Here is a 25,336-nt window from a genome sequence, read left to right as displayed (position 1 = left end):
CCGCTATTCCAGTTCGAAATCTCCTGGGTTAAAATTGACAAGCACGTCATCCCGGAAAATAAGATACACGCTACGACCACTTTCATCCGGGCCCCACCGATAAGCTTCATCAGTGGTACGAAACGTCCCGCCGGTTGCTTTCAGCCACTTGGAAGATTCCTGGAACTCGCCAGCTTCTCCGAGTTCTTTCTCGACGCTGCCGCGTGACATCCCGGAATACAGGCGATTTTTGAGTATCCAGTCCAAAGCTTTGGCATCTCGCTCTGTCTGAAAACGCGTCCGATATTTTTCGGCGGGATCCGCTTTTTTCTCGACACGCTGTGAACCAGACATCGCTTTTGAATCCCATTCGGGCATGGTCTCACACCCTGAACTCAAAAGAATGACTGCAATACTGCATACCATCCACGGCACCAAACATTGAAGGTTGGCCATGATCCTGTCCGCCTGATTGAAGGAAAAAAGTTGCGAGAGCACGTAACTGCCAGAATGCGTCTGCTGTGGCAAATTACTTGAGAGATGTGATTTGAGAGGCTGAATTGCTCAGTGAAGTGTGGTGCTTTTTAACAGATCATGCCAACTATGCCAAGTGCAATTCCTGCCCGCCAAATACCATCATAACTTGAGAATTTTAAATCCCTTACGTCATTCACCCTGCCCCAAAATTAAAATCGAATCTTTTACTGGGTTGTCAGATTCCCTGCGCACGTCTATCCTGAAATTGTTCGATTTTTCATTCTCAATCAGCAATATAATTCCCACGAGGTTTGAATCAATATGAAAATGTTTTGTGCTGGCCAATGGCAGGACACCAAACAGACCATCAATGTCACGAACTCATTTGATCAATCAATCATCGATACCGTTCCCAAGGGCAGGGGTGAAGACATCGCAAATGCGGTCTCTGTGCTAGAACAGGGAGCCCGCATCATGAAAGCCATGACGCCCTATGATCGCAGTCTCATTTTGCAGAAAGCGTCTGAATTACTACTGCAACATCAAGACGAATTTGCCCGCACGATCAGCCTGGAAGTCGGTAAGGTCCTGGCAGAAAGTCAAGTCGAAACCGTCCGCAGCGCCGAAGTGATTCGACTGTCGGGTGAAGAAGCCCGCCGTATGACTGGTGAAATGATTCCCCTGGAAGGAAATGCGGGGGGTAAAAATAAAGTCGGTTTCACGCTCCGCGTCCCCTGTGGGGTTGTCGCCGCAATCACCCCCTTCAACTTCCCTTTGAATCTCGTCTGCCACAAAGTTGGCCCCGCGATTGCCGCTGGAAATGCGATTTTGATCAAACCCGCCAGTGATACACCACTCTCGGCGTTGAAGCTCACAGAAATTCTGCTCGAAGCCGGTCTGCCTCCCGAAGCGATTGCCTGTGTGACAGGACCGGGGGGAGAAATTGGACGCGCGATCTGCACCGATTCCCGGATTCGAAAAATCAGTTTCACAGGCAGCTATGAAGTGGGAACTAAAATCTGTGAAATGGCCGGCATGAAACGGGTGACAATGGAACTAGGCAGTAACAGCCCCGTTGTGATTATGGATGATGCAGATCTCGAAAAGGCAGCGACTGCCATTACGATCGCCGGATATGCGAATGCTGGTCAGGTTTGTATTTCCGCACAACGCATTCTGACTTCCTCAGCCATCAAATCAGATTTTGTCGATCTGCTGAAGTCCAAAGTCGAGAATCTGACAACCGGCAACCAGCTGGAAGATTCCACCAAAATCGGCCCGATGGTACGCGAATCAGATGCGGCCCGCGTGGAAGAATGGGTCAATGAAGCCGTCAGCCAGGGCGCCCGGCTAGTTTGTGGCGGACAGCGACAGGGAGCCATCTATACTCCCACAATTCTGGATGAAACCAAGCCTGACATGCTGGTCGTGAAAGACGAAATTTTTGGACCTGCCGTCGCACTGTCTTACTTTAACGACGTCAACGAAGCCATCGCGATGGCCAACGACACGACCTACGGACTTTCTGCCGGCATCTTTACCCAGGACATTGACCGCGCCATGAAATTCGCCCGTCAAGTCGACAGCGGGAACATCCACATCAACTGGTCCAGCCAGTGGCGGGCCGATGCGATGCCTTACGGCGGTTTGAAACATAGCGGAACCGGGAAAGAAGGTCCCAAATACGCGATTCAGGAAATGAGTGAAGAAAAAATGGTGGTCATGCATCTGGCCGATTAAGGCCAGAAGACAAACAGACTTATTGCAGCGTGACCTTACTTCATCTGATAACGTTCCAGTGTTTTGCCTGCGCGATATTTCCCGTTCTGCTTGGCCTGAAAGATCTCGTTGGTATGCACGTCTATCGCCGTTAAATAGTTCCCACGATAGGCGGCGGTGTCGAGACAGACCCAACCATCGAATACCAGCGGCTTCCCTGATTTCTGTGCTGTATGCCCACAAATGATCCGTCGTCCGGAAGGGTCTGGTGCTTCATCGCCTTTGAGACGGTCCCAGCGCAATTCCTGAGATGTCAGATCTTCTAAAGGTACTCCAGGCACAGCCGTGGCATGCACAAAAATATCCGTCTCGGTCTGATAATAATCCAGAGCTGTCGCCATAAAAATGCGATGCTCCTCAGGAACCAGATCGTAACGACCGCCGTACGAATCGAGGGCTTCCTTACCGCCATGCTGCAACCACGTCGACTCCCAATGGCCGCCGTTCAGACCATCGAGCATCATCTCTTCGTGATTGCCTTTGAGTATCACTAATTTACAGGTGGCCTTGAGATCTAGCAGAATCTCAATCACATGTTTTGTGCCCGGTCCACGGTCGACGGCATCGCCCAGGCAGATAAAAGTATCATCTCGAGTTAGTTCGAGATGATAGAGAATTGTTCCCAACGCCACATCGCAACCGTGAATATCACCGATTACAAACGTCCGCCCTTTGAGTGTCGATTGATCCATCACGCGACCGTATTAATTAAAAGGTAAAATTTCCTGCATCAGGATTTGTCTGATTGACTGGGAGGCATAATCCGAGTTGGCTTTGAACTGGGCTCCCCTTTCAATAGCTGCTGACGCGCCTGAGTCTGCTGTGCCAGTCCATGGATCCGGATGAATCCCAGTGCCGTCTCGTGAGGAAACTGATCGCCTTCCTCATACGTCGCCAATTCAGGACTGTAGAGACTGTGCTCACTCTTCAAACCGGTGACTGTGTGGTTTCCTTTATACAGGGAGACACGCACCGTACCAGAGACAAATCGCTGGTTCTTTTCGACAAACCCCATCAAGTCCTGATGGAAAGAGCTATACCAAAGACCGTCATAAATAATATCACTACAGGTCTGGCTGACAAAGGTTTTGAATCGCAGTGCCTGCCTGCTGAGTGTCAGGTATTCCAATTCACGATGTGCGTTATGCAGAATCACAGCAGCCGGCGCTTCATAAATTTCGCGACTCTTAATTCCTACCAGACGGTTTTCAACATGATCAATCCGACCGACGCCATTTTCTCCGCCAATTTTGTTCAAAAGCAGAATCAGATCAGCACCATCCATTTCTTTGCCATCAATGGCGGTCGGACGGCCTTGCTCGAATTCAATCGTCAATTCCACAGGTTGGTCAGGAGCATCCTCTGGTGCAACCGTCCACTTATATGCTTCTTTAGGAGGTGCCACCCAGGGGTCTTCTAGAATCCCGGCTTCCACAGAACGTCCCCACAGATTCTGGTCGATACTGAAAATACTCTCTTTGGTGGCTTCGACTTCAATGCCGTGCTCTTTCGCGTATTCCAATTCTTCCGTTCGTGTCCATTTCCATTCACGTACCGGAGCGATAATTTTCAGGTGAGGCGCCAATGTCTGGAAAGAGACATCAAACCGGACCTGGTCGTTGCCTTTTCCCGTACAACCATGGGCTACGGCAGTTGCACCATATTCCTTGGCGACTTCGACCATGCGGTGTGCAATCAGCGGACGGCCCAGAGCGGTCGCCAGGGGGTATTTGCCTTCGTACATCGTCCCCGTCATCAATGAAGGCCAGACGAAGAAATCGACAAACATGTTTTTCGTATCTTCGATGACTGCTTCCACAGCACCGGTCTTGATCGCTTTTTCCTTGATTCCATCCACATCGCGACCCTGGCCGAGATCACAAGTATAAGTGATCACGTCCATGTCATATTTTTCGTTGATCCACTTGACGGCTACGGAAGTATCCAGGCCGCCACTGTAAGCCAAAACTACTTTTTCTCTTGCCACGAAATTCTACCAATCTTCTGGAATTGATGGAGTAAAGATTCTATTCGACGGAATCTGCGAATGATGCAAATATTACTATTATCAGTGCCTGTCCGCAATGCGCACCTTCTAACATTCTAGCCTGTCTCCCGGTTTATTAAAGCGGATCCAAGGCCATTCCACTCGAGAATGACAGTGTGAACGGCACATCTGTCTCTGAGACGCAAGCCAGAATCAGGGTAAAACGAAACGCACCCGACAGTAAACCTGCCGGGTGCGTTTCAATCTATTAGCAATGACGATACCTGATTTTAGTGCAGGTCGTCGCTCTGATCATCCTTACCCTTTTCAGCAATCAGAGCATCGCTGGTCAACAGCAATGTTGAAACACTGGCAGAGTTCTGCAGGGCAGATCGTGTTACGCGAGTCGGATCAATGATACCGGTCTTGACCAGATCTTCGTACTTCGAAGTCGCAGCATTGTAACCCATGCTGCCTTCAAGTTCAGAGACCTTTTCACAAACCACGCTGCCATCATCGCCAGCATTGTTGGCGATGGAAGTCAGCGGAGCACGGCAGGCACGCAGAATAATCTCGTAACCCACTTTTTCTTCCAGAGAAAGACCCGTTGGTTTGCAAGCTGCAGAACAGCGAAGCAATGCCACACCACCGCCGGGAAGAATTCCTTCCGCAACCGCAGCACGAACGGCGTGCAAAGCATCTTCGACGCGTGCTTTCTTTTCTTTCATTTCACTTTCAGTCGCGGCACCAACGTTAATTTGTGCAACACCACCAGAAAGTTTCGCGATTCGTTCTTCCAGTTTTTCTTTGTCATAATCGCTGGTAGAATTTTCCAGCTCGCGACGAATCTGTTCGATACGGGATTTAATTTCGCCCGTTTTTCCACCACCTTCAATAATGGTGGAGTTGTCTTTGTCGACAGAAACTTTCTTGGCTGTACCAAGATCAGAAAGCTGAAGGTTTTCCAGCTGAATTCCCAGATCTTCAAAAATTGCCTGACCACCAACCATAATGGCAATGTCCTGCAGCATGGCTTTACGACGATCGCCATAACCGGGGGCTTTCACCGCACAGATGCGGAAGGTACCACGCAGTTTGTTGATCACGAGAGTCGACAGGGCTTCCCCTTCGATGTCTTCAGCAATGATCAACAGAGGTTTTCCGGCATTAACGACTTTTTCAAGTATAGGAACCAGATCCTTGATGTTGGAAATCTTCTTTTCGTGAACCAGAACGTAGGCATCTTCCAGATCGCAGGACATACCTTGAGGATCGGTCACGAAGTAAGGCGAAAGGTAGCCGCGGTCAAACTGCATCCCTTCAACGACTTCAAAGCTGGTCTGCAGGCTTTGGCCTTCTTCGACGGTAATCACACCATCTTTACCAACCTGTTCCATGGCGTTTGCCAGGATCTTTCCGATTTCTTCGTCACCATTGGAAGCAACTTTACCAACCTGGGAAATCGCTTTCTTGTTTTTACACTCGATCGACATTTTCTGGAGTTTTTCCACAATGTCTACGACGGCTTTGTCCATACCACGCTTCATTGCGATGGGGCTGACACCGGCAACGACTGACTTCAAACCTTCGTTGTAGATCGCTTCTGCCATAATCGTGGCAGTTGTGGTTCCATCGCCGGCAATATCAGATGTTTTGCTGGCTACTTCGCGAACCATCCGGGCTCCCATGTCTTCGAACTTATCCGGCAGTTCGATTTCACGGGCAACAGAAACACCGTCCTTAGTAACAGTAGGGGAGCCAAAGCTCTTTTCAAGAATAACATTACGACCTTTAGGGCCCAGCGTGACGCGAACTGCTTTCGCCAACTTGCTGATACCGCGTCGCATTGCTTCCTGAGCTTCCTGATCGAAGGCAATCATCTTTGCCATTTCACTATATCTCCATGTACTCAGTATGAAATTTGAAGGGAAGAGTAATCAGCCCAACTGAAACAGAGGCGATTACTGCTAAATACAAAATGTGACAGCTTAATAAGTTGCCAAAATGTCACTTTCGCGGAGCAACAGGTATTCTTCTCCGCCGATTTTAATTTCGTCCCCGCCGTAGGGGCTGAAAATCACGCGATCCCCTTCTTTGACAGTTAATGGAAGCTTTGTTCCATCTGATTTGACATGTCCATCTCCGACGGCAACAACTTCGCCACGCTGTGGCTTGTCCTGGGCACTATCAGGCAGAACAATACCACCGGCGGTAGTTGATTCTGCAACTTCTCTTTTCAGAACGACTTTGTCACCAAGAGGGACAATCCGGGCGCCTTTACTTGCCTTGGCAGCCTTCTTCGCCATTGGGATCTCCTAGATTTTTTTTGATTTCTGACTCAAATGTGTCTACACATCGATTGTATTTATAATCTGTGGTGGCAAAAAAGCCGCTCCACAACAACGCTACAGCAACTAAGATCACACTCACAGATCTTAGCGTGTTCTCCCTTGATGCGAACGCCGTGCCTAATTTGATATTAATCCATAACATCAATCACAATTTACATTTACCATCATTACCCACATTTAGAAGTTACGTAATTTCCTGCCGGACAGTCTGACCAGCCTTCAATCCTGCTGCCAATATGGCAGCAAATGGGATCCAAGTTTTAAGATCACGCCATCTTCACTCCGACAAACACCCCTTTTCAAAACTTATTCAGATTCGGAAGAATCACAATTGACACAACTGTTAAAATAGGTAAGATCGACACCTGAAATAGCATACTGTCTCCCTGAAGATCTCATTCAGGGCAGAGGGCTTCTCTCCCTCGCTTCTCTTTACTGTCAGCTCCACACTCTCTCTCAATTTTTCGTCTACACATTATTGAGATAAGACTACCAGAGGAGTTTGACATGTCTGAGCCAAATTATTCCCCATCCCCATCAAATGAGCTTCCGACCTTAGCGCATCGAGTGCAATGGGCTCATGAATTATCTTTGCAGGGAAAAACTCACGAGGCCCGCGCCTTGTTCTACTCCCCGGAAATAGAAGCAGCGGAATGGGAACGATGCCTGCATCTGGGGCAGTTTTTACTGGAATCAGGACATGCTTTGGAAGCAATTGAACAACTTTCGATCGTGCTGGATTACGCCCATCAACAACAGGAAAATCACTTGCGGTCTGTAGTCTGCCATAATCTTGCGATTGCCTATCGTAATTTGGGGTACTTCGAATTAGCAGCTCAATTCCAGCAGTATTCCATCGCCTGGGGTGATCTGCGATCGGCAAACCACCTCGCATTGGAACAGGAAGTTGATCAACTCACTGATGACGCCGCCTGTGATCTGACAGGGCGTGCCAATGATGCGATTATCCAACAGGATTACCAACTGGCAGAGCAACTACTGAACATTTCCCTGACTCGGGAAATTCTTTATGGCAACTCTGATGCCCAGGCAGCCGACTGGGGAAACCTGGGAATCATCCACGGTTTGCAGGGAAACCACGCACGGGCCATCACTTATCTCTGGAAAGCCTACTTACTACACAAACAGACACAAAACCTATCTGCAATGGGGCAGGATCTGGTTCATCTTGCTGAAATTTTCTGGGCATTGGGACGTTTCCAACGCGCAACACGCTGCCTTTCGCGCTCGGTTCACTTTTTTTCCCTCTGTGATCACACGGCCGAAGCGCAAACAGCGTGTGCCCGATTACACGAACTACAGCGCCTGCTACAGGTCAAGCAACACGACCCGCTCCTGAATTAACCAGATTGGCGATATGAAGCTAAAGAGGGGGACCATATGAATTTCCGTCATTGTCCACTTGCTAATTGCCCCCCTGTCTGTTGATAATTAGGAAACTAGCGAGGTCGACTCATTCATTTCACACCCTGATCCGGAACCAGACGATTCGTTCCGGGATTGATCGACTCTCAAAGAATTGGCGCGATTTCTCAAAGACATCTCGAAGGTCATTCATGCCCATTAAGGTTCGTTGTAAAGAATGTGATGCTTCATTTTCTGTCAAAGATGAAGCGGCTGGCAAACGGGTTCGCTGCAAAGGATGTGGTGCCCCCATCAAAGTTTCCGCAGGCCAACCCAAAAAGAAACGCCGTTCTTCCAGTGACTCTGCTGATACAGATGATTTTTTAGCTAGTTTTGACATCGACAAGATCGAAGATAAAGAATCGAAAATCTGTCCCCGTTGTGGCTATGACGTTGATGATGAGGATATTGAGTGCACCAATTGCGGTGTCGACCTCAGCACTGGACGCATGAGCGAAGCGACGCGTCGAAGACGAAAACGCAAAGGCCCTGCCGTTGAAGAGTTCTACTCAAAGTCCTGGGGAGATGCTTACCGTTTTCTAGGGAATCATAAAGGGCTGGCGATCAAAACGGCCGTCTACTCTGTGATCGCCAGCTGCCTGTTTTTAGGATCCATCTTTATGATGCTCTGGTGCCACCGCACGCCACCGCGCGCGTTCTGGGGCTTCATTGCCTTCGTCTCAATTATGGCAATTCCAGGTTGGATCTGGTTCATCCAGACCGAAGTCGTCCGTTTTGCTTTACAGAAAAAAGATAAACTGAAACGGATCAACTTCGACTTCTTCTTATGCTCCGCCTTGGGAATTAAATTCATTCTCTGGACAATCCTGTTCAGTCTGCCCGCACAGGCCATCTTTGGCTCACTGGGTTTTTATTATATCTCAAACGACTCGAGTCTCATCGGTACGATTCTGATTGCCATTGGCTTTATTCCCACCTTCCTCATGTTCCCTCTGGCAATGCCGCACATGACGATGCTGGACACCACCCCCGGCTGGATGCCGCATAAAATGGGAAAGATATTTCTAGTACTATTTAAACCAGCGATCTTCTGGTGTCTGGTGTTTCTGATCACAAACCTGCCTGCGATTGGCTGCCTGGCGGGCATTGGTGCCGTATATGGTAACGACCTGAATAAATTTTTCTCGAACGTCCGCTATAACTCGACCGTTGCGGCGGATAATTCGGCAAAAGAGTGGGCTGATGAAAACAAAATCAAAGACTTTCAGGATGGGCCGATGGTTGGCAAAACCCCCGCTGAGCTGGAACCGAAGGTTCTGATTGCCCCTTCTGTTCTCTGGTTACTTGCCTGCATCTTCTATGCCCCTGCCATGATCTATAATGCACGGGTGAACGGATTACTGGCCCTACACAGTAAACCTGACTTAGGCTTGATCACAAAAATTTCAGAAACGAAATATGTTTCCAAGACAGAGCGAGAAGAGAATGCCCCCACTACGGCCCGCTGGCAACTGGCAACAATTGGAGTTCTCGCCGGCTCTGGGGTAGGAACGGGGCTCTATTTCCTCATTCCTATGCTACCGGAAATGCTCCTATATGTTTTGATTGGCATTTTCGGCTTAACGAACTTGGGTTGCTTCGGAACAACACTTGTAAAGATTAAGCAGGTAGATGGGGTTGGACAATGCGTCCTTGGTTTTTTTATCTCACTATATGCTTATGGAAAAGGATGGGCTTACGCTGCGAAAGATAAGGAAATGGGCACTACAATGCTCATCTGGACCCTATCTTTGATTGCTGGCAACATTTTAGTTGTGGGAATGGATCAACATGGACTGTTAAATGGTGAAGAGAAGCCTCCAGCCGCAAATGCTCCTGCCGAAGTTCCTGCAGACGAAGCGGCTCCATAATCCCGGAATTCGTCTCCAGTCGCTGGTTGACAGCCCTGTCTAGTTGTTTACAATAGGGAAAGTTTTCACCGCTCTTCCCTCCTGCTCATCCAGCGGGCAAATGGAGTGGGTACTCCTGATTCACTCTTCCTACAACGACGTGATATCATCGGGAGCCAATTGACAGTGTTCCATTTGTTCTGAACAGTACCCCACTCATCCACCCGATGCCGTTGTCGCTCATCCTGTATAGCGCAAATTGTGGTGATGCTGTTTGATATTGGTCTCTCCAGAATGATAAAGTTCCATGAAACCACATTCCCACGATCTATTTGATGAATCCTCCATGAGTTTTGGGGATCACCTCGAAGCCCTTCGCGTTCACTTATGGAAAGCGTTGATCGGCCTTGCCATCTGCGTTGTGGGCGCTTTATTTATCGGCCACAAAATCGTCGCCGTTGTCCGCGCTCCCATTGATTCTGCTCTCAGGGAATACAATCTGGACAAGCTGCCTCATGAAAAATCCGAAGAAGAAGAGAAACAGCAGAAAACCATCGATGAATTGATCGCCAGTCTCAACAGTCAGCAAAAACAGACAGCCGAGACAAAAGTACTGCAAGAAATTCTGAAGGACTATCAATTTCGTCTCAACAGTATGGAAAAGACGATGGCTGAACCGGTGACACTAGCGGTTCAGGAAGCATTTACGACGATCTATCTGAAAGTGTCCTTCGTCGCGGGTCTGGTATTTGCCAGTCCCTGGGTCATCTTTCAAATCTGGCAGTTTGTTGCAGCCGGCCTTTACCCGCACGAACGAAAATACGTCTATATCTATCTTCCGATCAGTATCTTCCTGTTTCTGGGAGGGGCTCTGTTCTGTTTTTATGCTGTATTCCCCTTTGTGCTCAACTTCCTGCTGAGCTTTAATAAACTACTCGGCGTGAACCCTCAAATCAGGCTTTCTGAATGGATCAGCTTCGCCATCACGCTGCCTTTGATGTTCGGCCTCAGCTTTCAATTGCCCCTGATCATGTTGTTCCTGGAACGAATTTCGATATTTTCGGTGAAAGACTATCACGAAAAACGCCGGATGGCGATTTTAATCATTGCGGTGATCTCCATGCTGATGACCCCTGCCGACCCGATGAGTATGATCTTGATGATGCTGCCTTTGATCCTGCTGTATGAACTCGGAATTCTAATGTGCAAATATTTCCCCAGTGCCACCGCCAGCCCCTTTGAGGCAGCCTAAAACCAGTCTGATTTCAGGCTCATTTTCCTCTGTTCATGGTTTGATAAGTTTCATTACAATGCCGTCCCTCCAGAACATCGGTTTCCGGAGAAAAGAACGCATCTATTATCAGACCATCAAGGTTGAACATGAATACTCCTGACCAGGAATCCGTCGTCGAATCGGCTACCGCGCCTGCCAAGAAAAAGAAACTCCTCAAAACCTCTATTGCCGTCTGCGTAATGCTTGCGGCTGGCATCCTGTTCTGGGAGGAATTTCTTGAGGATCGACTGGTTGCCAAACGCTGGGGAGTAGTCGAACCGGGCATAATCTACCGTAGCGGCCAGGTTTCCAGCTACCTGATTGAGCCGATGCTTCGTGAGAATAAAATCGAAAAGGTCATCGCCTTAAACGGAAGCGACCTAAATAAGCCTTATCTCAAATCAGAAGTAGAAACCGCCCGGAAGCTGAAGATTGATCACCAGGTATTATATCTGATTGGTGATGGAACCGGCGATATAGAAGATTATGCCGAGGCAGTTGCTGAAATCATGCGTTGCGAGAAAGCAGGCAAACCCGTGCTCGTGCACTGTGCCGCGGGCGCGCAGCGGACTGGAGGCGTCGTGGCCGCTTATCGAATGCTGGTTCAGAAAAAGACACCCGAAGAAGCATACCGTGAATTGTTACAGTACGACTGGAAGCCCAAAAAAGATCAGGCCCTGATTGATTATCTCAATCAAAACCTGGCCACGCTTTCCAAACTGCTGGAACAGAAAATTGAATGGTATGAACCACCGGCAACAATTCCCGTCATCGGCCAATAAACAAATACCCGCCTTGATTAGCCCGAGCATTTGTTTTGCCAAACATTATTTTCGCAAATTGGCAAACTGATTCCGCAGATATTCCTGGACCGTGATCGTATTCACGTCTTTATTCTTTCGCAGTGTTTCCCAGTGATGAATCAGTCCACGATCTCTGTTATCCAGTTTCCAGTGAATCTTGTGTTCTGCTCTTAAATGCAGCTTCTCTTCAAGCCGGGTCTGTAATTCCACTTCAGTCGGAATCAGATCGCGCGAACGGAGTTCCTCGTTCAAGACAATCCGCGAGCCTGGGGCTAATGTGTAGGGATGCAACACATAATTCAATCGCGCCATCCAGTCTGCGAACCGCAGATAGGTTTCGACCGATGCCTTCTGGTCGGGGGCGACACACTGCACACGATAATTGATCAGCTTACTGTCCAGCGTCAGTTGGTTTCTGGATTCATCAAACGCGACATCAAATGCCGGATCAAGTTGAAATTTCAATTGTGCGGCGATTTCCTTACCCGACGATTCCTGCCTTTTAATTTTATCGTGAATATATTCCTGGGTCTGATGCCGCGCAACGTTCAGCAGATTTTTAAGTTCGTCAAAATTGATCACCGCTTTTACCATTCGTGATTCATTAAGAATGATTAAGCGTTTCTGTGTTGGATCGAAAATGGTGACTTCACCCAAACCATCTACATGATCGTAAACTTTCTCTGCATGAAAAATCGAAACACTGCGGGAAATAATCGTCGGATCCACATTCGTTTGATGATGATAAACGGTTGTGCGAATTCGAAATTCCTGTGCCAGGCATGTATTGATTCCTACAACATGCGCGACTGCAAACATGCCAATGACGAGAAATGATCTCCACATATCGGCTTTACTTCCCTGTGATTAAATTTTCGAACGACCAGCGCTTTCATAGAATGTGAATGCAACCAGCGGTGATTCGATCAGTGATATTTTGAAAATGGGTGAGATATGAAAGAAGAGAGTGGAAGCCTAAAAAAAAGCCGGTTTTGCCGCAAGAGGAACTTTAAGCCAGCGAGGGAACCACGGTCATAAAACACCTTGGGGCAGCACATCGCAACGCACACCCTTAAACTGTTGCACTCATTGAACTTACAAAACAAAACCTAATATTTCCCCTCGATATTTTCTGTCTCTGAACAGGCTCCGGTTTCTATTTTCTCATATGAACTTCATAATGAGCATCCATTCGAACCATTCTACGATGTCATTTTCAACTCGAATTCGAATTTAAACAGGACTAACCATGGGTTCCCAGTCTGGAAAAAAAGCACAAGATCCCGCACTTCTTCCCGTCACCTATCACCTGAAACTTCCTAAGGATATTGTACCCGACGAAATTCAGCAGAAAGTGAAATCGGCTGAAAAAGGACACGTGCTGTGTGACACATATCCTTACCGGACGAAAATGGATCGGAAGAAGTATGAACGGGAAATCAAACCGTTACAGATCGAACTCTTGAAACTGCAAAAGTGGGTGCTGTTAAAAGGAGAACGCATCGTGATCCTGTTTGAGGGGCGCGACGCGGCCGGCAAGGGAGGAACCATTAAACGATTTATGGAACACTTGAATCCACGTGGTGCCCGGGTTGTCGCGTTGCCCAAGCCAACAGAAACCGAACGTGGGCAATGGTACTTTCAGCGCTATATTGAGCATCTGCCAACCGAAGGAGAAATCGTATTGTTCGACCGCTCCTGGTATAATCGCGGCGTGGTGGAACCGGTCATGGGATTTTGCCGGCCTACCGAACACCACATGTTTCTCCGCGAAGCACCGCAATTAGAAAACATGCTGGTCAACTCCGGCATTCACCTGTTTAAGCTCTGGTTCTCTGTCAGTCGCGAAGAACAGTTCCTCCGCTTCAAATCGCGTGAGACCGATCAATTGAAGCAATGGAAGCTCAGTCCGATTGATATCCAAGGTCTTGGCCTCTGGGACGAATACACCAAAGCTCAAAATGCGATGTTCATGGCCACAGACACCAAAGCTTGCCCCTGGACGGTGATTCGTTCGGATGATAAAAAACGCGCTCGCCTGAACTGCCTGCGATATGTGCTGAATCAGCTCAATTACCCCAACAAAGACGAATCGCTTGTCGAAAATTTTGACTCACAGATCATCGGTCCGAAAGAAGTGATTTACGATACGAGTGAATGGTGAGCCGTCATCCGGTCTGCGAGCGTTCAATACAGTAAGAACTTTGCGCGCCTGACGGCAAACTCAGCCAGATCTTGCTGATACAAAGACTGGATCTCAAACACGGGTTTGCCTGCTATGACGGCATCAAACACACGCTGATTCGCCAGCAAACGGTTAAAGTGGTTGATCTCCCATTGGTGGGGAAACAGCAATCGTAATTGATGGGCCACTTCCAAACCGGTTCGCACCGATTGAAACTGCCCTCGATCGGTGATGATAAAATTCACGCCGCCGCACAAGTCTCCTGCAAACTTACTGGACTTGGGTGTAAATTGTACGGGCACGAATCGCACACCAGGCAATCCGGACCGATTCAACTGCCGCGCCAGTTTCATCCCCTCCAGCCAGGGAGCACCAATCCATTCAAAGGGCGTATCCGTTCCCCGACCTACCGACAAATTGGTCGTTTCCAGGAGACCGATGCCGGGATACAAAACCGCTTCATTCAGGTTTCGCATATTGGGAGAGGGATTCACCCAGGTCAGGCCGGTCTCATCATAATACATATCGCGTTTCCAGTTCTTGAGGCGGATCACCTGTAACTCCACATTGATCTGCATCTCCTCATTAAACATCCGCGCCAATTCCCCAGCTGTCATACCGTGGCGAACGGGAATGCGATGATGGCCCACAAACGACTGTGATCCCTCATCGAGAACAGGGCCGGCAAAATCGACACCGTTTATCGGGTTCGGCCGATCAAGCACAATGAATTTGATGCCCTGTTTTTTCGCTGCCTGCATCGCATTCCCCATTGTGGAAATGTAGGTGTAAAACCGTGTTCCGATATCCTGAATATCAAACACCAGCGCATCTAGTTCCCGCAGGCTCTCGGGTGTAGGAGAACGTGTTTTCCCATAAAGGCTGAATATTTTCAGACCGGTTTTTTGATCAGTGGCATCGCCAATTTTTGCAACGTCCAACTTGCCGGCGAATCCATGCTCGGGGCTGAATAACGTTTTCAAATGAACGTCAGGCGCCTCTTTCAGAATTTGCACCGTGCTCTTACCATCGCGGCTGATTCCGGTGTGATTGGTAATCAGTCCAATCCGTAAACCTTTCAACGCTTTGAACTGCTGTTGGCGCAAAACATCAATGCCGGACAACACCTCTAACCTGTCGCTTGAGACAGCAGTGACCCCCGTTCGCGATGGCGTATGTTGGTTGATCGCCGCGGCCGCGATCGTTCCAATGCGTCCTGCCAAAGAATTGATCGAACCTTTTCCATCCGGGTGAACCCGGTTGCTCAGAAAAATCACAAACAGATCCTGAGCAGGATCAATCCACATCGACGTCCCCGTGAAACCGCCATGCCCAAACGCCTGACGCGACAAGAAATCACCTCGATTGGAAGAATAACGTGACAATTTATCCCAACCCAGACCACGCACCACATCAACGACAGGGTAATCGCGGGTCATGATGTCCACGGTCTCCGGTTTTAAAATTTGAGTTCCACCATAAGAACCCTGTTCGAGCATCGCCTGTGCATAGACGGCCAGATCTTCTGCAGTCGAAAACAACCCTGCGTGTCCCGCAACCCCACCCAATGCGTATGCCCGAGGATCATGCACTTCTCCTTGCATCCAGCGTTTTTCACGTTGCTGTGTTGTGGCGGCCCGTTTTCTTAACTCCGGTCCAGGCAGATAACCGGTCTCTTTCATTCCCAGAGGCTGAAAGATATTTTTGCTCGAGTATTCATGAACAGTCTGCCCCGTCACGCGTTTCACAATCTCTGCCAGCAAAATAAAACCGACATCGGTATAGGCAAAGCGGGTCCCTGGCTCATAGTACAGCTTCAACGCATAAATCCGCTCCATCGCTTTCTCAGGACCATCCCGATAATCCTTAATCGAATTATCGGGAATCAGTCCTCCCTGATGGGTCAATAACTGATAAACGGTCACATCCTGTTTGCCGTTCGCTGCAAATTCTGGGATGTACTTCGAGACCAGATCGCTGAGTTTGATCTTGCCCTGCTCCACCAGCTGCATCACACTCGTCGCAGTCGCGACAGGCTTCGTCAACGAGGCCATATCAAACACCGTGTCGGTGGTCATCGCGATTTTCTCAGGCTTCAGCTGACGATCGCCGTACGCTTTGAGAAAAACGATCTTCCCCTGATATCCCACCAGAACAACGGCCCCTGGCATCGAATTGCGTTCCAGGCCGCGTTGAACCACAAAATTGATCAAAGCCAGTCGCCCCGCATCCATGCCGACAGTGTCCGGCTTAGCATGCGACAATCGCGTTGGGACTTCTGCATTCCCATACTGTAAACTGAAAATGACAGACAGAAAACAGACGGCAAACAAAGTGTGGCTTCTCATTGATTCATCCCACTGCGATACTCAATTTGAGTTATGATGGCATTTTGACAGTTACTCTGTTTCCCATTGAAATCGAGCCGCCATTGGCATCCGGCGTCCCGATCCAAAAGCGCGGGTGGAAAGTTTGATCCCTGGCGGCATCTGTCGCCGTTTAAATTCATTTCGATCCAGTTTATTGGCAACCCACCGAACCGTTTCAATGGGATATTCTTTGGCCAGGCTCTGGACGGAAAGCTCGTCTTCAATCAAGCCTTTCAGAATGGCATCCAATAAATCATAAGGGGGCAATGAGTCCTGGTCGAGTTGATTCGGTGCTAATTCCGCACTAGGTGCCTTTTTCAGAATGTGTTCGGGGATGATTGTTCGCCCTGCTCGTTGATTCACATGCTGGGAAACTCGATAGACATCACGCTTGAAGACATCACTGAGCACGGCAAAGCCCCCCGCCATATCTCCATAAAGTGTGCAGTAGCCCACTGCCAATTCGCTTTTATTCCCAGTCGCCAGAGCCATCCAACCATGCTGATTGCTGCGAACCATGACATTCGCCCCGCGAATTCGGGCCTGCAGATTCTGGTCGGCCAGTCCCGCTGGCTGGATCTTTAAATCGTCACCAATTACAGGTAGGTTCTCAAAAGCACGGTGCACTTCGTCGATCGGAATGATCTCGTAGTCCAGCTCCAGATTTTTCACCAGCTCCAGCGAATCGGCCACACTGTGATCGCTACTGTAACGACTGGGCAGCAATAGCGCATGCACGCGTTCCGGAGCGATCGCCTCGGCAGCAATCGCACATGCCAGCGCACTGTCAATTCCCCCCGATAATCCCAGCACACAATCGGAAAATCCGCACTTCTGCATATAATCCCGCAAGCCGAGTACCAGTGCCTGAAATAATTGTTCCTCGCGGGAACTCTTTTCGATTTCCAGGGAAACCTCTTCCTGAGACTGCTCTGTATCATACACTTGCAGGCCTTCTTGAAACCCGGGCATCTGTAGAACAATTTGATTATTCGGATCGGTCACAAAGCTGTGGCCGTCAAATACCAAATCATCATTGCCTCCCACCTGATTCACAAAAAGGTAGGGAATGGCATATCGATCGACGTGTGTATCCACAATTTGATGACGGCGTTCTCGTTTATCAATCTCAAACGGACTCGCAGAGATATTGATCAATAAATCAGAACCGGCGTCTGCCAGGATTTTCACCGGATCAGGTAACTCCAGCGGCTGATTATGATAAAATGTATCTGGTTGCCCCCACCAGGCATCTTCGCAAATATGCAATCCGAGTTTGAGTCCCTGAAATTCGATCGGCTTGATCTGACTCAAATCTGCGTGCCGAAAATAACGCTGCTCATCAAATACGTCGTAATTCGGAAGCAGAAATTTATGAACGCGGGAGACCACCTTCCCCTGATGCAGCAAACTGCCAGCATTGGCAATCCGGCCAGCAGGAAGATCCCGACCAGTAGGATGTCCCAGGATGACGCCAATTTCAGATTTGATGTCTCGTGCCAGACGTTCGACGGCCCGATCACAGGCTTCGACAAAACCTTCTCGTAGAAGAATGTCTTTGGGAGGATAGCCACAGACGACCAGTTCTGAAAAAAGGACCAGATCAGCGCCCGCTTGTTCTGCTTGCTGCACCGCTTTTCGTATTCGCTGACAATTTCCAGATAGATCTCCTACCGTTGGATTCAGTTGTGCCAAGGCAATTTTCACAGACGTTCTTTACTCCTGAAACAGATGTTATCGAAATAGCGATTTTAACACTCGCTCTGGCTGTAGCACCAAAACTCGCTGAAAAGAAGCGCGCTTTCAATGGTACTTCGAAAAAAACGGGACGAATTACTGTCTTTTTTTTGACCAGATCAGAGACTCGAACTAAGTTTAGGTGAGCAGATCCATATCTCTCAAGGGAACAGGGCTATCGTCTATGCCCACTTTGTATCGATTCCCCACTTCGAATCATCCCGGGACTGAGATCTCTTATGGCACATTCTAGAAAAAGAACGTCAACAGAAACAGGCACACGACCATTACTGAGTCATACTTCGATCCTGATTATCAGTATCTTCATACTCGGAATGGCAACGGGAGAGCTTTCTACCCTACCCGCAGACAGTACCTTTCTGATGATGGGCGTGTTTGGCCTGGTTTCGTATTTTGGCCTGGGAACCCTGGCAGCCACGAGAGAGCGAAAACGACGAAAGCAACAATTGGAGCAAAAAGGAGAGGCACTGGCAGGACGGCTTGAACGCCATTTGACCAATGACACGCAAACCAATTCTCCCCAACGAGTCGCCTCGGCATCCCCCGATCTGAGCAGCAGTCAATACCAGGCCGTCAACACACAACCTTTTCCGTATCAAAACCACTTATAAACTTCTGCCTGCTGATATTTTGAAATCAATTGAAAAACGGCTCTCAGTGGCGTGATAGCCAGTTGAGAGCCGTTTCTGATTTCACTGATCAATCTTAGTTCGCAGAAGGAGGACTGACTCGACGAACGCGACTTAAAGCATTCTTCGCAGCAGTTCTGACTTCGGAGTTCGTATCAAACCGTGCCTTCTGGAGTTCAGGAATCGCCTTGTGAGCATAAGGGCCGATTTCTCCCAAAGCATACGCGGCTCCTGCACGAACCTGGCTGGCTTTATCCTGCAGAGCAATCGACAATGCAGCAATCACCCGATCGTCTTCCGGCTTGAGATCAGCCAGACTATAGCTGGCCAACCAGCGGATATTCACATCCTTGGACAGCAGACAATCCGCCAGTGTTTTATTGGCCTGATATCTCCACTCAGCGTTCCGAGCCAGTAATTCCGCAGTATGCAGGCGAACATAGCCATTACTATCAGAGAGAGATCGAACCAGAATCGGCGTCAATTCTTGAGAATGGAAACCAATCTGAGCCAGGACCGCTGCTGCGAAAGAACGATCACTTTCCACTGAGGAATTCATGGCATCAATCAATGTTGGGACGGAATCATCAGTATTCCCTTCAATTTTCCATAAGGAAAACGCACACTGGATCCGAACTCCCATATTCTCATGCAGTGAAAGAGATCGCAGTGCGGGTACTGCAGCGACCGCTTCCCCTTCCATTGCTCCCAGACGTTGAATGGCCTGCTTCAGCATCGGGGTTTCAATCGAATCGAGTTGTTCGACCAGTCTCCGTACTTCCCCTTTCGCATCGGGGCACATGGAAGCTGCTGTCAGGGGCTGAGTGACTTCCGGTTTTGGTCGGCTTACAACCGCATTCTGCACAAGCGATTGTTTACTCTGTACGACATTCTGTATTTCAACCTGACGTGAGACAGGACTGATCGTCGTCGTTTTCATCTCGGGATCAAGCGGATTCCATTGACCAATCCGAGTCACGGCACGACCTTCAAACGGCGATTCGATGGCCGCTATCTGGTTTGTACTCTGATACTGTTTTTCGAACGGATTTTCCTGTTTCACTTCTGGTACCGTCTGCTCAACCAGTTGGAATGTGGGCTGTTCACTGGACAGATCAGCTTCCGGAGGTGTGAAGTCGGCGATCAGTTCATGCTGTAATTCACGCATCAGTTCATAGGCAGAACGGTTCTTTTTCTCTTGCTGCTGAACCGGCTGCTGAACCGGCTGCTGAACCGGCTGCTGAACCGGCTGCTGAACCGGCTGCCGAACCGGCTGCCGAACCGGTTTTGACTCAACCCGGGCAACTCGCTGTTCAGGGACGACTTCCACTCTCTTTTTCTCTCTCGCGACAGTTTGCTCCAGCCGCTCCAGATCATCGTCGCCCAGTTTCCGGAACGCCACTTCTTCTTTCGCTTCAGGGCGAGTTTCCGTCTGGGCTAGAAGTTCCTCAAAGTCCACTTTTTCTCGTTTCGTTTGTGGTTTGACTTCCTGTTTCTGTGCTACTTCCGCCTGCGGTTTTTCAAACGCCGATTCTGCCAAAGCCGGATCCGTTAAAAATGGATTCTCGATTTCATTCCCAGCATTCTTTTTGACAAGCCTATCCCGAATCACGTGGAACGGAGAATCTTGAGAGTCTGCCACTTCGGCTTTTGGCTGTTGGGCCTGCTTTTCCTGATCAGACTGAGCCACGGATTTTTCAGTGACTTTGCGAAAGAAGTCTTTTTCCATTCCCGCCGTACTCAGTTTCTGCTTTCCCTGCTGAGGCTGAGAATGATTGACCATCTTCATGTCTGTTTGAGCTGTTTTCAAAGTCGGATCACTCGAAAGCTGAGCGATATTTTGTTCAACTCGCTTCAACAATTGCTCATTCAACTCGTAGGCTTTAGAACCCTTCTTTAAATCTCCACGACCACCGACAGCCATTTTGCTGCTCGCCAGAGATTTCTGATAATGCTTTAACGCCTGTTGTTTTTCTCCACGCTGTGAATGCAGATGTGCGACAATTTCATGCGCTTCTGCGGGCGTGCTGATCTTGCAAAGCTGCGTATAGCTTTCCGACATTTTCCCCTGAATGCCAAGCACGGTTGCCAGACGCGTTACCGCACGCTCACTCTTGGGATCAAGGTCTACCGACTTTTGTAGAATCTCTTCTGCCTGCTGATACTTTTTCATCTTATAGAGTGCATAACCATAGTCACTCAACAATTCCGAATTTTCAGGAGTCAGTTCCTGGGATTTTTTGAAATACCCCAACGCTTCTTCGCGTTCCCCCAGACGGTAACTGACAATCGCCAGCCTGTGACAGGCAAACGCGCGTTTCGGATCTGCTTTATGAATTGCTTCGTAGGCTTGTTTTGCCTTCTCTAATTCTTTTTTGTTTTCCAGATCCTGAGCAACGACCATTTTGCTATCCAGGACCTTTTGCCGGGTGGATGCGGGGAGCATGGCTGTGGGCATGTGTGAACAACCAGCGAATGGAACAGCGACAGACGCTGAAAGAACTGCGGCCCAAATACTGCAGCGCTTCATTATGAAATCCTCGAAAAAGACACGTCGAGAGCGATTAGTTTACTTTAGCCGTTTCGTGAATACGATTCCCTGGAAACATCTGAGAGCCAGTTCAAGCCTCATCCGACAAACTTACTCCTATCGGATGTCATTCCATTTACATGGATCATGTCAAATGAAATGTTTTGAACGACCACTCACGGCCTAATGAATAGTTCGGTTATTCACGTTGCGACGATGCAAAGGGAACTACAGAATATCGCACTCATGACGAAGATCGTGCCGGAAGAACTGGTTGTGCCACGTAAAAAAACAGGGCAACCTTTCCCGGAAAGCTGGAGTTTGACGATTACCCAGGATTTGCCGCCGCGGCATTGAATCGCTTCTATTGAACTATAAGGTTTTCGGTTCTAACGCGGTCAAAATTAGCTTCAGCATCTGACGGGCGGCGGCAAGCTGCCTGTGGTGTCGAAGTGTAAAATCAGCAGCGGGCTGAAAATCGAGTGGAATTTCTTCTATCAGCGTATCACATTGGAAACTTTCAACGGTAAATAATTCCGGTGGACTGTCGAGACCGGACGCAGTTCGAAATGCAACAGCAATACAAATCATTCCATCCTGCTGCCGGGGTGCATCGGGCCCCAGATGCCCCGTGATCGAAGCAGCCACCGATGCTTCCGGGGTCTGTCTCAAAACTCCCAGTGCCATCTCGCGGGCGGTCTCGACACTTACATCTGTATACTTTTCCAATGTTTCCGGCTGCACTCCCAACCATTTCATTTTAGTATCCCAGCGGTAAACCACTGCAGAACCACAAAAGTACTCGGAAATTCCAGGCAAGCTCGTTAATAAGGTCGCAACCAGCCCCCCGGTACAGCTCTCGGCAATCACCAGCCTCTGGCCTCGTAGTATAAGCGCCTCTTTGACTTGTATCGCAGCCTGGACTAAAAACTCGGGTAACATCCGGATCTCCCAAAAAACAACCTTCAGCCCTCGATTGATAATTTACACATCACGCCATCTATTCTACAGTGTGGTCATTGTAATTATTACCTTCTCGCAGAAACTGAAAGTCTTACTTCCTGAATCATGTTGTGCTCCAAACCCTCGAAAGATCTCAAACCCTATTTTCGAACTCTAGAAGATCTGGACAGCCCCTTCGACTGGACTGCTTTTTTTGGCAATGATCATCCAGTGGTCCTGGATGTGGGAGCCGGCCGTGGCTTATTCCTGTTCAATGCCAGTGGCGCCAACCTGGACAAAAACTTTCTGGGCATGGAAATTGATTACCGCGAAGGGCGGCGGGCCGCGACAAGACTAATGAAAGCGGAACGACCGAATGCCCGCGTACTGGGCGGTGATGCACGCATTGCCTTTGATAAATTCATATCGGATTCATCGATTTCAGAAGTGCACGTTTACTTCCCTGATCCCTGGTGGAAAAAACGACACCACAAACGCCGCATCTTTACAGACGTGTTTGTCACTCGGATCACCAAGGCACTGAAGAATGGTGGGGAACTTCACTTCTGGACCGATGTAGAAGAATATTTCGAACGGGTCAAAAATCTGATGGACCATGCCAGTCAGTTCATCCAACAGGAAACGCCGCAAGAGTGCCTTCCCGAACATGACATGGATTACCAGACCAGCTTCGAGAGAAAAAAACGAAATGAAGGCTGGAAAATCCACCGCGGTCTCTGGAAACTTCAAAAATAAACCACGCCGAAACGGTCTATAGTTCCATCAGTTGTCCAAAACCGCCTGTTGCAAATCGATGGGGCGATTAAACCTGGACCGACGCCTAATATGATACCACCAGATCCCTCGAATCGGATAAAACAGCACCGACCGGACATGCTCATGCTGTTGTTGCAAACTGCTGAAATATGCTTCCTCAAAATTCGGCACATTCTCCCGTAATTGGAGATGCTTGACTTTCATCAGATCGGCGATGGCGGACTGGTGTTTTTCGTTTAAGAGATCAGTCTGCTCAATCCCAAACGACTGCACAAAACGCCGCGGAGGCGCCGGAAAAATCAACGATTCTCGATCATTCGCCGTCACCAGAGAATAGTCTTCTTCAAAGACGGTCGTAAAACTGTGAAACCTTCCGTAAGGTGACAACGTGACCTGGAAATAGGTGGCGTCATTCAGGTTCTCCCAGGCTAGAATATAATTCTGTTGCCAGCGATAAAGCCCCACCATTTCAAATTGCATTGACTGAGTCCAATCGGACTCGATCCTGCATTTTCCCGTCAGATAATCATCCCAGTCCGCTTCAGGTAACAAGACCCATTGAGGAGATCTCATATGCTGAATGGCATAATAAATTAGAATGGGAATCAGGATGAACAAATAACAGACAATGATTCCCAGTAAGATCAATAAACCATTAATAAGATTGGCGTTAGCCAGCATAATCTAATTCCGAAGAAAGTAAGTATGACCGTCGATGAGACATTCGCTGCCAATGCGCGAACTCAGAGTTTACTTATCTTCTCACCCATGCGATCAATTTTCCAGCCTAAAAGTTTGGCATTAATTTTATCACTCAACGCGTGACACATCTCCAGAAAGGCATCGGTGGCTCGATCTTCATTCAATTCATGCGCTGAAAACTGTTCCAGTGTACCCTGCCGCAAATTGGTTACATCATCAAGTAACCTCTGCAACGCGGGGCCATCGTCCTGATTATTTCCATCCACCTCCATCTGCTTCTTTTCAATATCAACCAACTGCCTGATGTAGCGGTCCAGCCTGTGCTCCTTTGCTTTGGAACGCCGCTTCTGAACCCATCGAAATAACAGATAGGCGGCAATCAACATCGAAACAAAAAACGACCGTATCCCCTCTGTTCCTTCGACAAAATCGGAATTGAGAAATGGCTTCAGCTCGGGGTTGTAAATATGGTCAGCACCAGAATGCAGGGGAAAGCCCTGATTGTCCTGTGCAAATTCATTACCTGCTGCAAACAGTTCATTTAAACGCATCTGCCGCGAAAAATTTTGATGCAGAATAATTGCAGTTACTTCTGCAATCAGAGGATCAGGCAACGATTCCCGCGTCAACAGATGCGCGCCACAGGCCACTGTCTGCAGATTGTTTGCAGGTACAATCGGTTCCTGTGTTCGAAACATACCTGCGGGAATTTCATATTCAGAAAAGTGGGATGCCTTACGTGTCAGCGCGCCGGTAAAGGGAATTTCCAGGATGCGATAATTGCCCGTCTCCAACAACTCATGCAGCACTGGCGCTTCAATCCCCACAGTCACGATCGCGGCATCCAGTGTTTTCTCTCCAAACTGTTCTTCGACTTCCTGATAGGAAAGATAAGCGGGTTCAATCTGATCCAGATTGAGCTGTAGATGTCGCAAGAGCGGTAGACTGGCTGCCAAATCTCCCGATCCCTGATCACCTATTGCTACTCTTCGCCCCTTCAGATCTCCGACACTTTTGATGTCAGAATCAGCGGGCACAATGATATGTAAAACCTGTGAATACAAATTGGCTATGAAACAGACCTGATCGGCCGGACGCACCGCTAATTTTGGCTGCGCCTGCTTCACAGCTTTCTGTGCCGCAAGCGCATACTCGGTTCCCGGCTGATAAAACCCCAGATCTACTTTTCCGCGACGTAATAATTCCAGGTTTTCCAGGGAGCCTTTTGTCTCCAGAATCTTCACATCGACAGGCAAGCGTTGCTCCAGCATCGCTTTAAGTTGCACCGCCATTCCATGATAGCGGCCTTCCGGGTGACCGGCGGCAATTGTGATCTGTTTCGGTAATGCCGTCATCCAGCGATAGGTCTGATGCAGGATCACCGGCAGGAAAATGAGCAGGACCACAATCAGAACTTTAAATAAAGAACGCTTCATATCTATCTTCTTCGATGAATTCTCAAAAATAGTAATCCCAAATGATCTCTGCAGAATGTGCACAGAATATCATACTCATTTGCG

At 48.7% G+C, this 25,336-nt stretch carries 20 protein-coding genes; 8 read left to right on the top strand and 12 right to left on the bottom strand.

Going from position 1 to position 25,336, the window contains the following annotated elements; translation table 11 throughout:
* Positions 1 to 3 precede the first annotated feature (3 nt).
* Positions 4 to 357: a hypothetical protein gene (locus AAC022_RS05345; protein ID WP_339728700.1), complete on the bottom strand. Its 354-nt coding sequence runs from the start codon at positions 355 to 357 to the stop codon at positions 4 to 6.
* 420 nt (positions 358 to 777) lie between these two features.
* On the opposite strand from AAC022_RS05345, the gene AAC022_RS05340 reads away from it, so the two are divergent.
* A complete protein-coding gene (locus tag AAC022_RS05340; protein WP_339728699.1) occupies positions 778 to 2,196 on the top strand; it encodes an aldehyde dehydrogenase family protein in 1,419 nt (472 codons plus the stop codon).
* Positions 2,197 to 2,231: 35 nt separating this feature from the next.
* On the opposite strand, the gene AAC022_RS05335 is transcribed toward AAC022_RS05340, so the two are convergent.
* From AAC022_RS05335 to groES, 4 genes are all read right to left on the bottom strand, one after another.
* Positions 2,232 to 2,927 (bottom strand): metallophosphoesterase family protein, encoded by a 696-nt coding sequence (locus tag AAC022_RS05335; protein ID WP_339728697.1) that lies wholly within the window; start codon positions 2,925 to 2,927, stop codon positions 2,232 to 2,234.
* A 38-nt stretch (positions 2,928 to 2,965) separates the two neighbouring features.
* The gene (locus tag AAC022_RS05330) at positions 2,966 to 4,222 is read right to left on the bottom strand and encodes an argininosuccinate synthase (protein WP_339728695.1); all 1,257 of its coding nucleotides are present in this window, start codon (positions 4,220 to 4,222) and stop codon (positions 2,966 to 2,968) included.
* A gap of 290 nt (positions 4,223 to 4,512) precedes the next feature.
* The gene (gene groL, locus AAC022_RS05325; protein ID WP_339728694.1) at positions 4,513 to 6,111 is read right to left on the bottom strand and encodes a chaperonin GroEL; all 1,599 of its coding nucleotides are present in this window, start codon (positions 6,109 to 6,111) and stop codon (positions 4,513 to 4,515) included.
* Between the two features lie 99 nt (positions 6,112 to 6,210).
* The gene (gene groES / locus AAC022_RS05320) at positions 6,211 to 6,528 is read right to left on the bottom strand and encodes a co-chaperone GroES (protein ID WP_002647314.1); all 318 of its coding nucleotides are present in this window, start codon (positions 6,526 to 6,528) and stop codon (positions 6,211 to 6,213) included.
* A gap of 552 nt (positions 6,529 to 7,080) precedes the next feature.
* On the opposite strand from groES, the gene AAC022_RS05315 reads away from it, so the two are divergent.
* The 4 genes from AAC022_RS05315 (at position 7,081) to AAC022_RS05300 (ending at position 11,903) form a co-directional block, all read left to right on the top strand.
* Positions 7,081 to 7,938, top strand: coding sequence for a hypothetical protein (locus AAC022_RS05315; RefSeq protein WP_339728692.1), 858 nt, complete (start codon positions 7,081 to 7,083; stop codon positions 7,936 to 7,938).
* Between the two features lie 212 nt (positions 7,939 to 8,150).
* Positions 8,151 to 9,869 carry an MJ0042-type zinc finger domain-containing protein gene (locus AAC022_RS05310; RefSeq protein WP_339728690.1) on the top strand — a complete coding sequence of 573 codons (1,719 nt, stop codon included), beginning with the start codon at positions 8,151 to 8,153 and terminating at the stop codon, positions 9,867 to 9,869.
* Between the two features lie 286 nt (positions 9,870 to 10,155).
* Complete coding sequence (tatC, locus tag AAC022_RS05305; RefSeq protein ID WP_339728688.1) at positions 10,156 to 11,100, top strand: twin-arginine translocase subunit TatC; 945 nt, start codon at positions 10,156 to 10,158, stop codon at positions 11,098 to 11,100.
* A gap of 128 nt (positions 11,101 to 11,228) precedes the next feature.
* Positions 11,229 to 11,903, top strand: a complete 675-nt coding sequence (locus AAC022_RS05300; RefSeq protein ID WP_339728686.1) for a dual specificity protein phosphatase family protein — start codon at positions 11,229 to 11,231, stop codon at positions 11,901 to 11,903.
* 45 nt (positions 11,904 to 11,948) lie between these two features.
* On the opposite strand, the gene AAC022_RS05295 is transcribed toward AAC022_RS05300, so the two are convergent.
* Positions 11,949 to 12,770, bottom strand: a complete 822-nt coding sequence (locus AAC022_RS05295; RefSeq protein ID WP_339728684.1) for a hypothetical protein — start codon at positions 12,768 to 12,770, stop codon at positions 11,949 to 11,951.
* A 403-nt stretch (positions 12,771 to 13,173) separates the two neighbouring features.
* Between AAC022_RS05295 and ppk2 the strand changes: the two genes are divergently transcribed.
* On the top strand, positions 13,174 to 14,088 hold the full coding sequence (ppk2, locus tag AAC022_RS05290; RefSeq protein ID WP_339728682.1) for a polyphosphate kinase 2: 915 nt from the start codon (positions 13,174 to 13,176) through the stop codon (positions 14,086 to 14,088).
* A gap of 23 nt (positions 14,089 to 14,111) precedes the next feature.
* Here ppk2 and AAC022_RS05285 read toward each other — a convergent pair whose 3' ends face one another.
* The gene (locus AAC022_RS05285) at positions 14,112 to 16,457 is read right to left on the bottom strand and encodes an exo-beta-N-acetylmuramidase NamZ domain-containing protein (RefSeq protein ID WP_339728680.1); all 2,346 of its coding nucleotides are present in this window, start codon (positions 16,455 to 16,457) and stop codon (positions 14,112 to 14,114) included.
* Positions 16,458 to 16,508: 51 nt separating this feature from the next.
* Complete coding sequence (locus AAC022_RS05280; protein WP_339728678.1) at positions 16,509 to 18,185, bottom strand: NAD+ synthase; 1,677 nt, start codon at positions 18,183 to 18,185, stop codon at positions 16,509 to 16,511.
* 269 nt (positions 18,186 to 18,454) lie between these two features.
* On the opposite strand from AAC022_RS05280, the gene AAC022_RS05275 reads away from it, so the two are divergent.
* Positions 18,455 to 18,847, top strand: a complete 393-nt coding sequence (locus AAC022_RS05275; protein ID WP_339728676.1) for a hypothetical protein — start codon at positions 18,455 to 18,457, stop codon at positions 18,845 to 18,847.
* A gap of 94 nt (positions 18,848 to 18,941) precedes the next feature.
* Here the strand turns inward: AAC022_RS05275 and AAC022_RS05270 are convergent, their stop codons facing one another.
* On the bottom strand, positions 18,942 to 21,323 hold the full coding sequence (locus tag AAC022_RS05270) for a HEAT repeat domain-containing protein (protein ID WP_339728674.1): 2,382 nt from the start codon (positions 21,321 to 21,323) through the stop codon (positions 18,942 to 18,944).
* 444 nt (positions 21,324 to 21,767) lie between these two features.
* A complete protein-coding gene (locus AAC022_RS05265; protein WP_339728672.1) occupies positions 21,768 to 22,337 on the bottom strand; it encodes a nicotinamide-nucleotide amidohydrolase family protein in 570 nt (189 codons plus the stop codon).
* Between the two features lie 126 nt (positions 22,338 to 22,463).
* On the opposite strand from AAC022_RS05265, the gene trmB reads away from it, so the two are divergent.
* Complete coding sequence (gene trmB / locus AAC022_RS05260) at positions 22,464 to 23,093, top strand: tRNA (guanosine(46)-N7)-methyltransferase TrmB (RefSeq protein WP_339728670.1); 630 nt, start codon at positions 22,464 to 22,466, stop codon at positions 23,091 to 23,093.
* A gap of 27 nt (positions 23,094 to 23,120) precedes the next feature.
* Here trmB and AAC022_RS05255 read toward each other — a convergent pair whose 3' ends face one another.
* On the bottom strand, positions 23,121 to 23,795 hold the full coding sequence (locus AAC022_RS05255) for a hypothetical protein (protein ID WP_339728668.1): 675 nt from the start codon (positions 23,793 to 23,795) through the stop codon (positions 23,121 to 23,123).
* A gap of 62 nt (positions 23,796 to 23,857) precedes the next feature.
* Complete coding sequence (locus tag AAC022_RS05250) at positions 23,858 to 25,252, bottom strand: TAXI family TRAP transporter solute-binding subunit (RefSeq protein ID WP_339728666.1); 1,395 nt, start codon at positions 25,250 to 25,252, stop codon at positions 23,858 to 23,860.
* Positions 25,253 to 25,336 lie beyond the last annotated feature (84 nt).

It is taken from the genome of uncultured Gimesia sp., assembly GCF_963976445.1.
In the GTDB taxonomy this organism is placed as follows: domain Bacteria; phylum Planctomycetota; class Planctomycetia; order Planctomycetales; family Planctomycetaceae; genus Gimesia.
The sequence above is the reverse complement of the archived record's forward strand: the minus strand, read 5'-3'. Positions and strand labels throughout refer to the sequence as shown.

What these genes read in the sequence shown, in the direction of transcription:
- tatC (WP_339728688.1), top strand. Translation starts at nt 10,156, where the DNA reads ATGAAACCACATTCCCACGATCTATTTGATGAATCCTCCATGAGTTTT.
- AAC022_RS05300 (WP_339728686.1), top strand. Translation starts at nt 11,229, where the DNA reads ATGAATACTCCTGACCAGGAATCCGTCGTCGAATCGGCTACCGCGCCT.
- AAC022_RS05310 (WP_339728690.1), top strand. Translation starts at nt 8,151, where the DNA reads ATGCCCATTAAGGTTCGTTGTAAAGAATGTGATGCTTCATTTTCTGTC.
- ppk2 (WP_339728682.1), top strand. Translation starts at nt 13,174, where the DNA reads ATGGGTTCCCAGTCTGGAAAAAAAGCACAAGATCCCGCACTTCTTCCC.
- trmB (WP_339728670.1), top strand. Translation starts at nt 22,464, where the DNA reads ATGTTGTGCTCCAAACCCTCGAAAGATCTCAAACCCTATTTTCGAACT.
- AAC022_RS05270 (WP_339728674.1), bottom strand. Translation starts at nt 21,323, where the DNA reads ATGCCCACAGCCATGCTCCCCGCATCCACCCGGCAAAAGGTCCTGGAT.
- groL (WP_339728694.1), bottom strand. Translation starts at nt 6,111, where the DNA reads ATGGCAAAGATGATTGCCTTCGATCAGGAAGCTCAGGAAGCAATGCGA.
- AAC022_RS05340 (WP_339728699.1), top strand. Translation starts at nt 778, where the DNA reads ATGAAAATGTTTTGTGCTGGCCAATGGCAGGACACCAAACAGACCATC.
- AAC022_RS05285 (WP_339728680.1), bottom strand. Translation starts at nt 16,457, where the DNA reads ATGAGAAGCCACACTTTGTTTGCCGTCTGTTTTCTGTCTGTCATTTTC.
- AAC022_RS05335 (WP_339728697.1), bottom strand. Translation starts at nt 2,927, where the DNA reads ATGGATCAATCGACACTCAAAGGGCGGACGTTTGTAATCGGTGATATT.
- AAC022_RS05295 (WP_339728684.1), bottom strand. Translation starts at nt 12,770, where the DNA reads ATGTGGAGATCATTTCTCGTCATTGGCATGTTTGCAGTCGCGCATGTT.
- AAC022_RS05265 (WP_339728672.1), bottom strand. Translation starts at nt 22,337, where the DNA reads ATGTTACCCGAGTTTTTAGTCCAGGCTGCGATACAAGTCAAAGAGGCG.
- AAC022_RS05275 (WP_339728676.1), top strand. Translation starts at nt 18,455, where the DNA reads ATGGCACATTCTAGAAAAAGAACGTCAACAGAAACAGGCACACGACCA.
- AAC022_RS05345 (WP_339728700.1), bottom strand. Translation starts at nt 357, where the DNA reads ATGCCCGAATGGGATTCAAAAGCGATGTCTGGTTCACAGCGTGTCGAG.
- AAC022_RS05255 (WP_339728668.1), bottom strand. Translation starts at nt 23,795, where the DNA reads ATGCTGGCTAACGCCAATCTTATTAATGGTTTATTGATCTTACTGGGA.
- groES (WP_002647314.1), bottom strand. Translation starts at nt 6,528, where the DNA reads ATGGCGAAGAAGGCTGCCAAGGCAAGTAAAGGCGCCCGGATTGTCCCT.
- AAC022_RS05315 (WP_339728692.1), top strand. Translation starts at nt 7,081, where the DNA reads ATGTCTGAGCCAAATTATTCCCCATCCCCATCAAATGAGCTTCCGACC.
- AAC022_RS05250 (WP_339728666.1), bottom strand. Translation starts at nt 25,252, where the DNA reads ATGAAGCGTTCTTTATTTAAAGTTCTGATTGTGGTCCTGCTCATTTTC.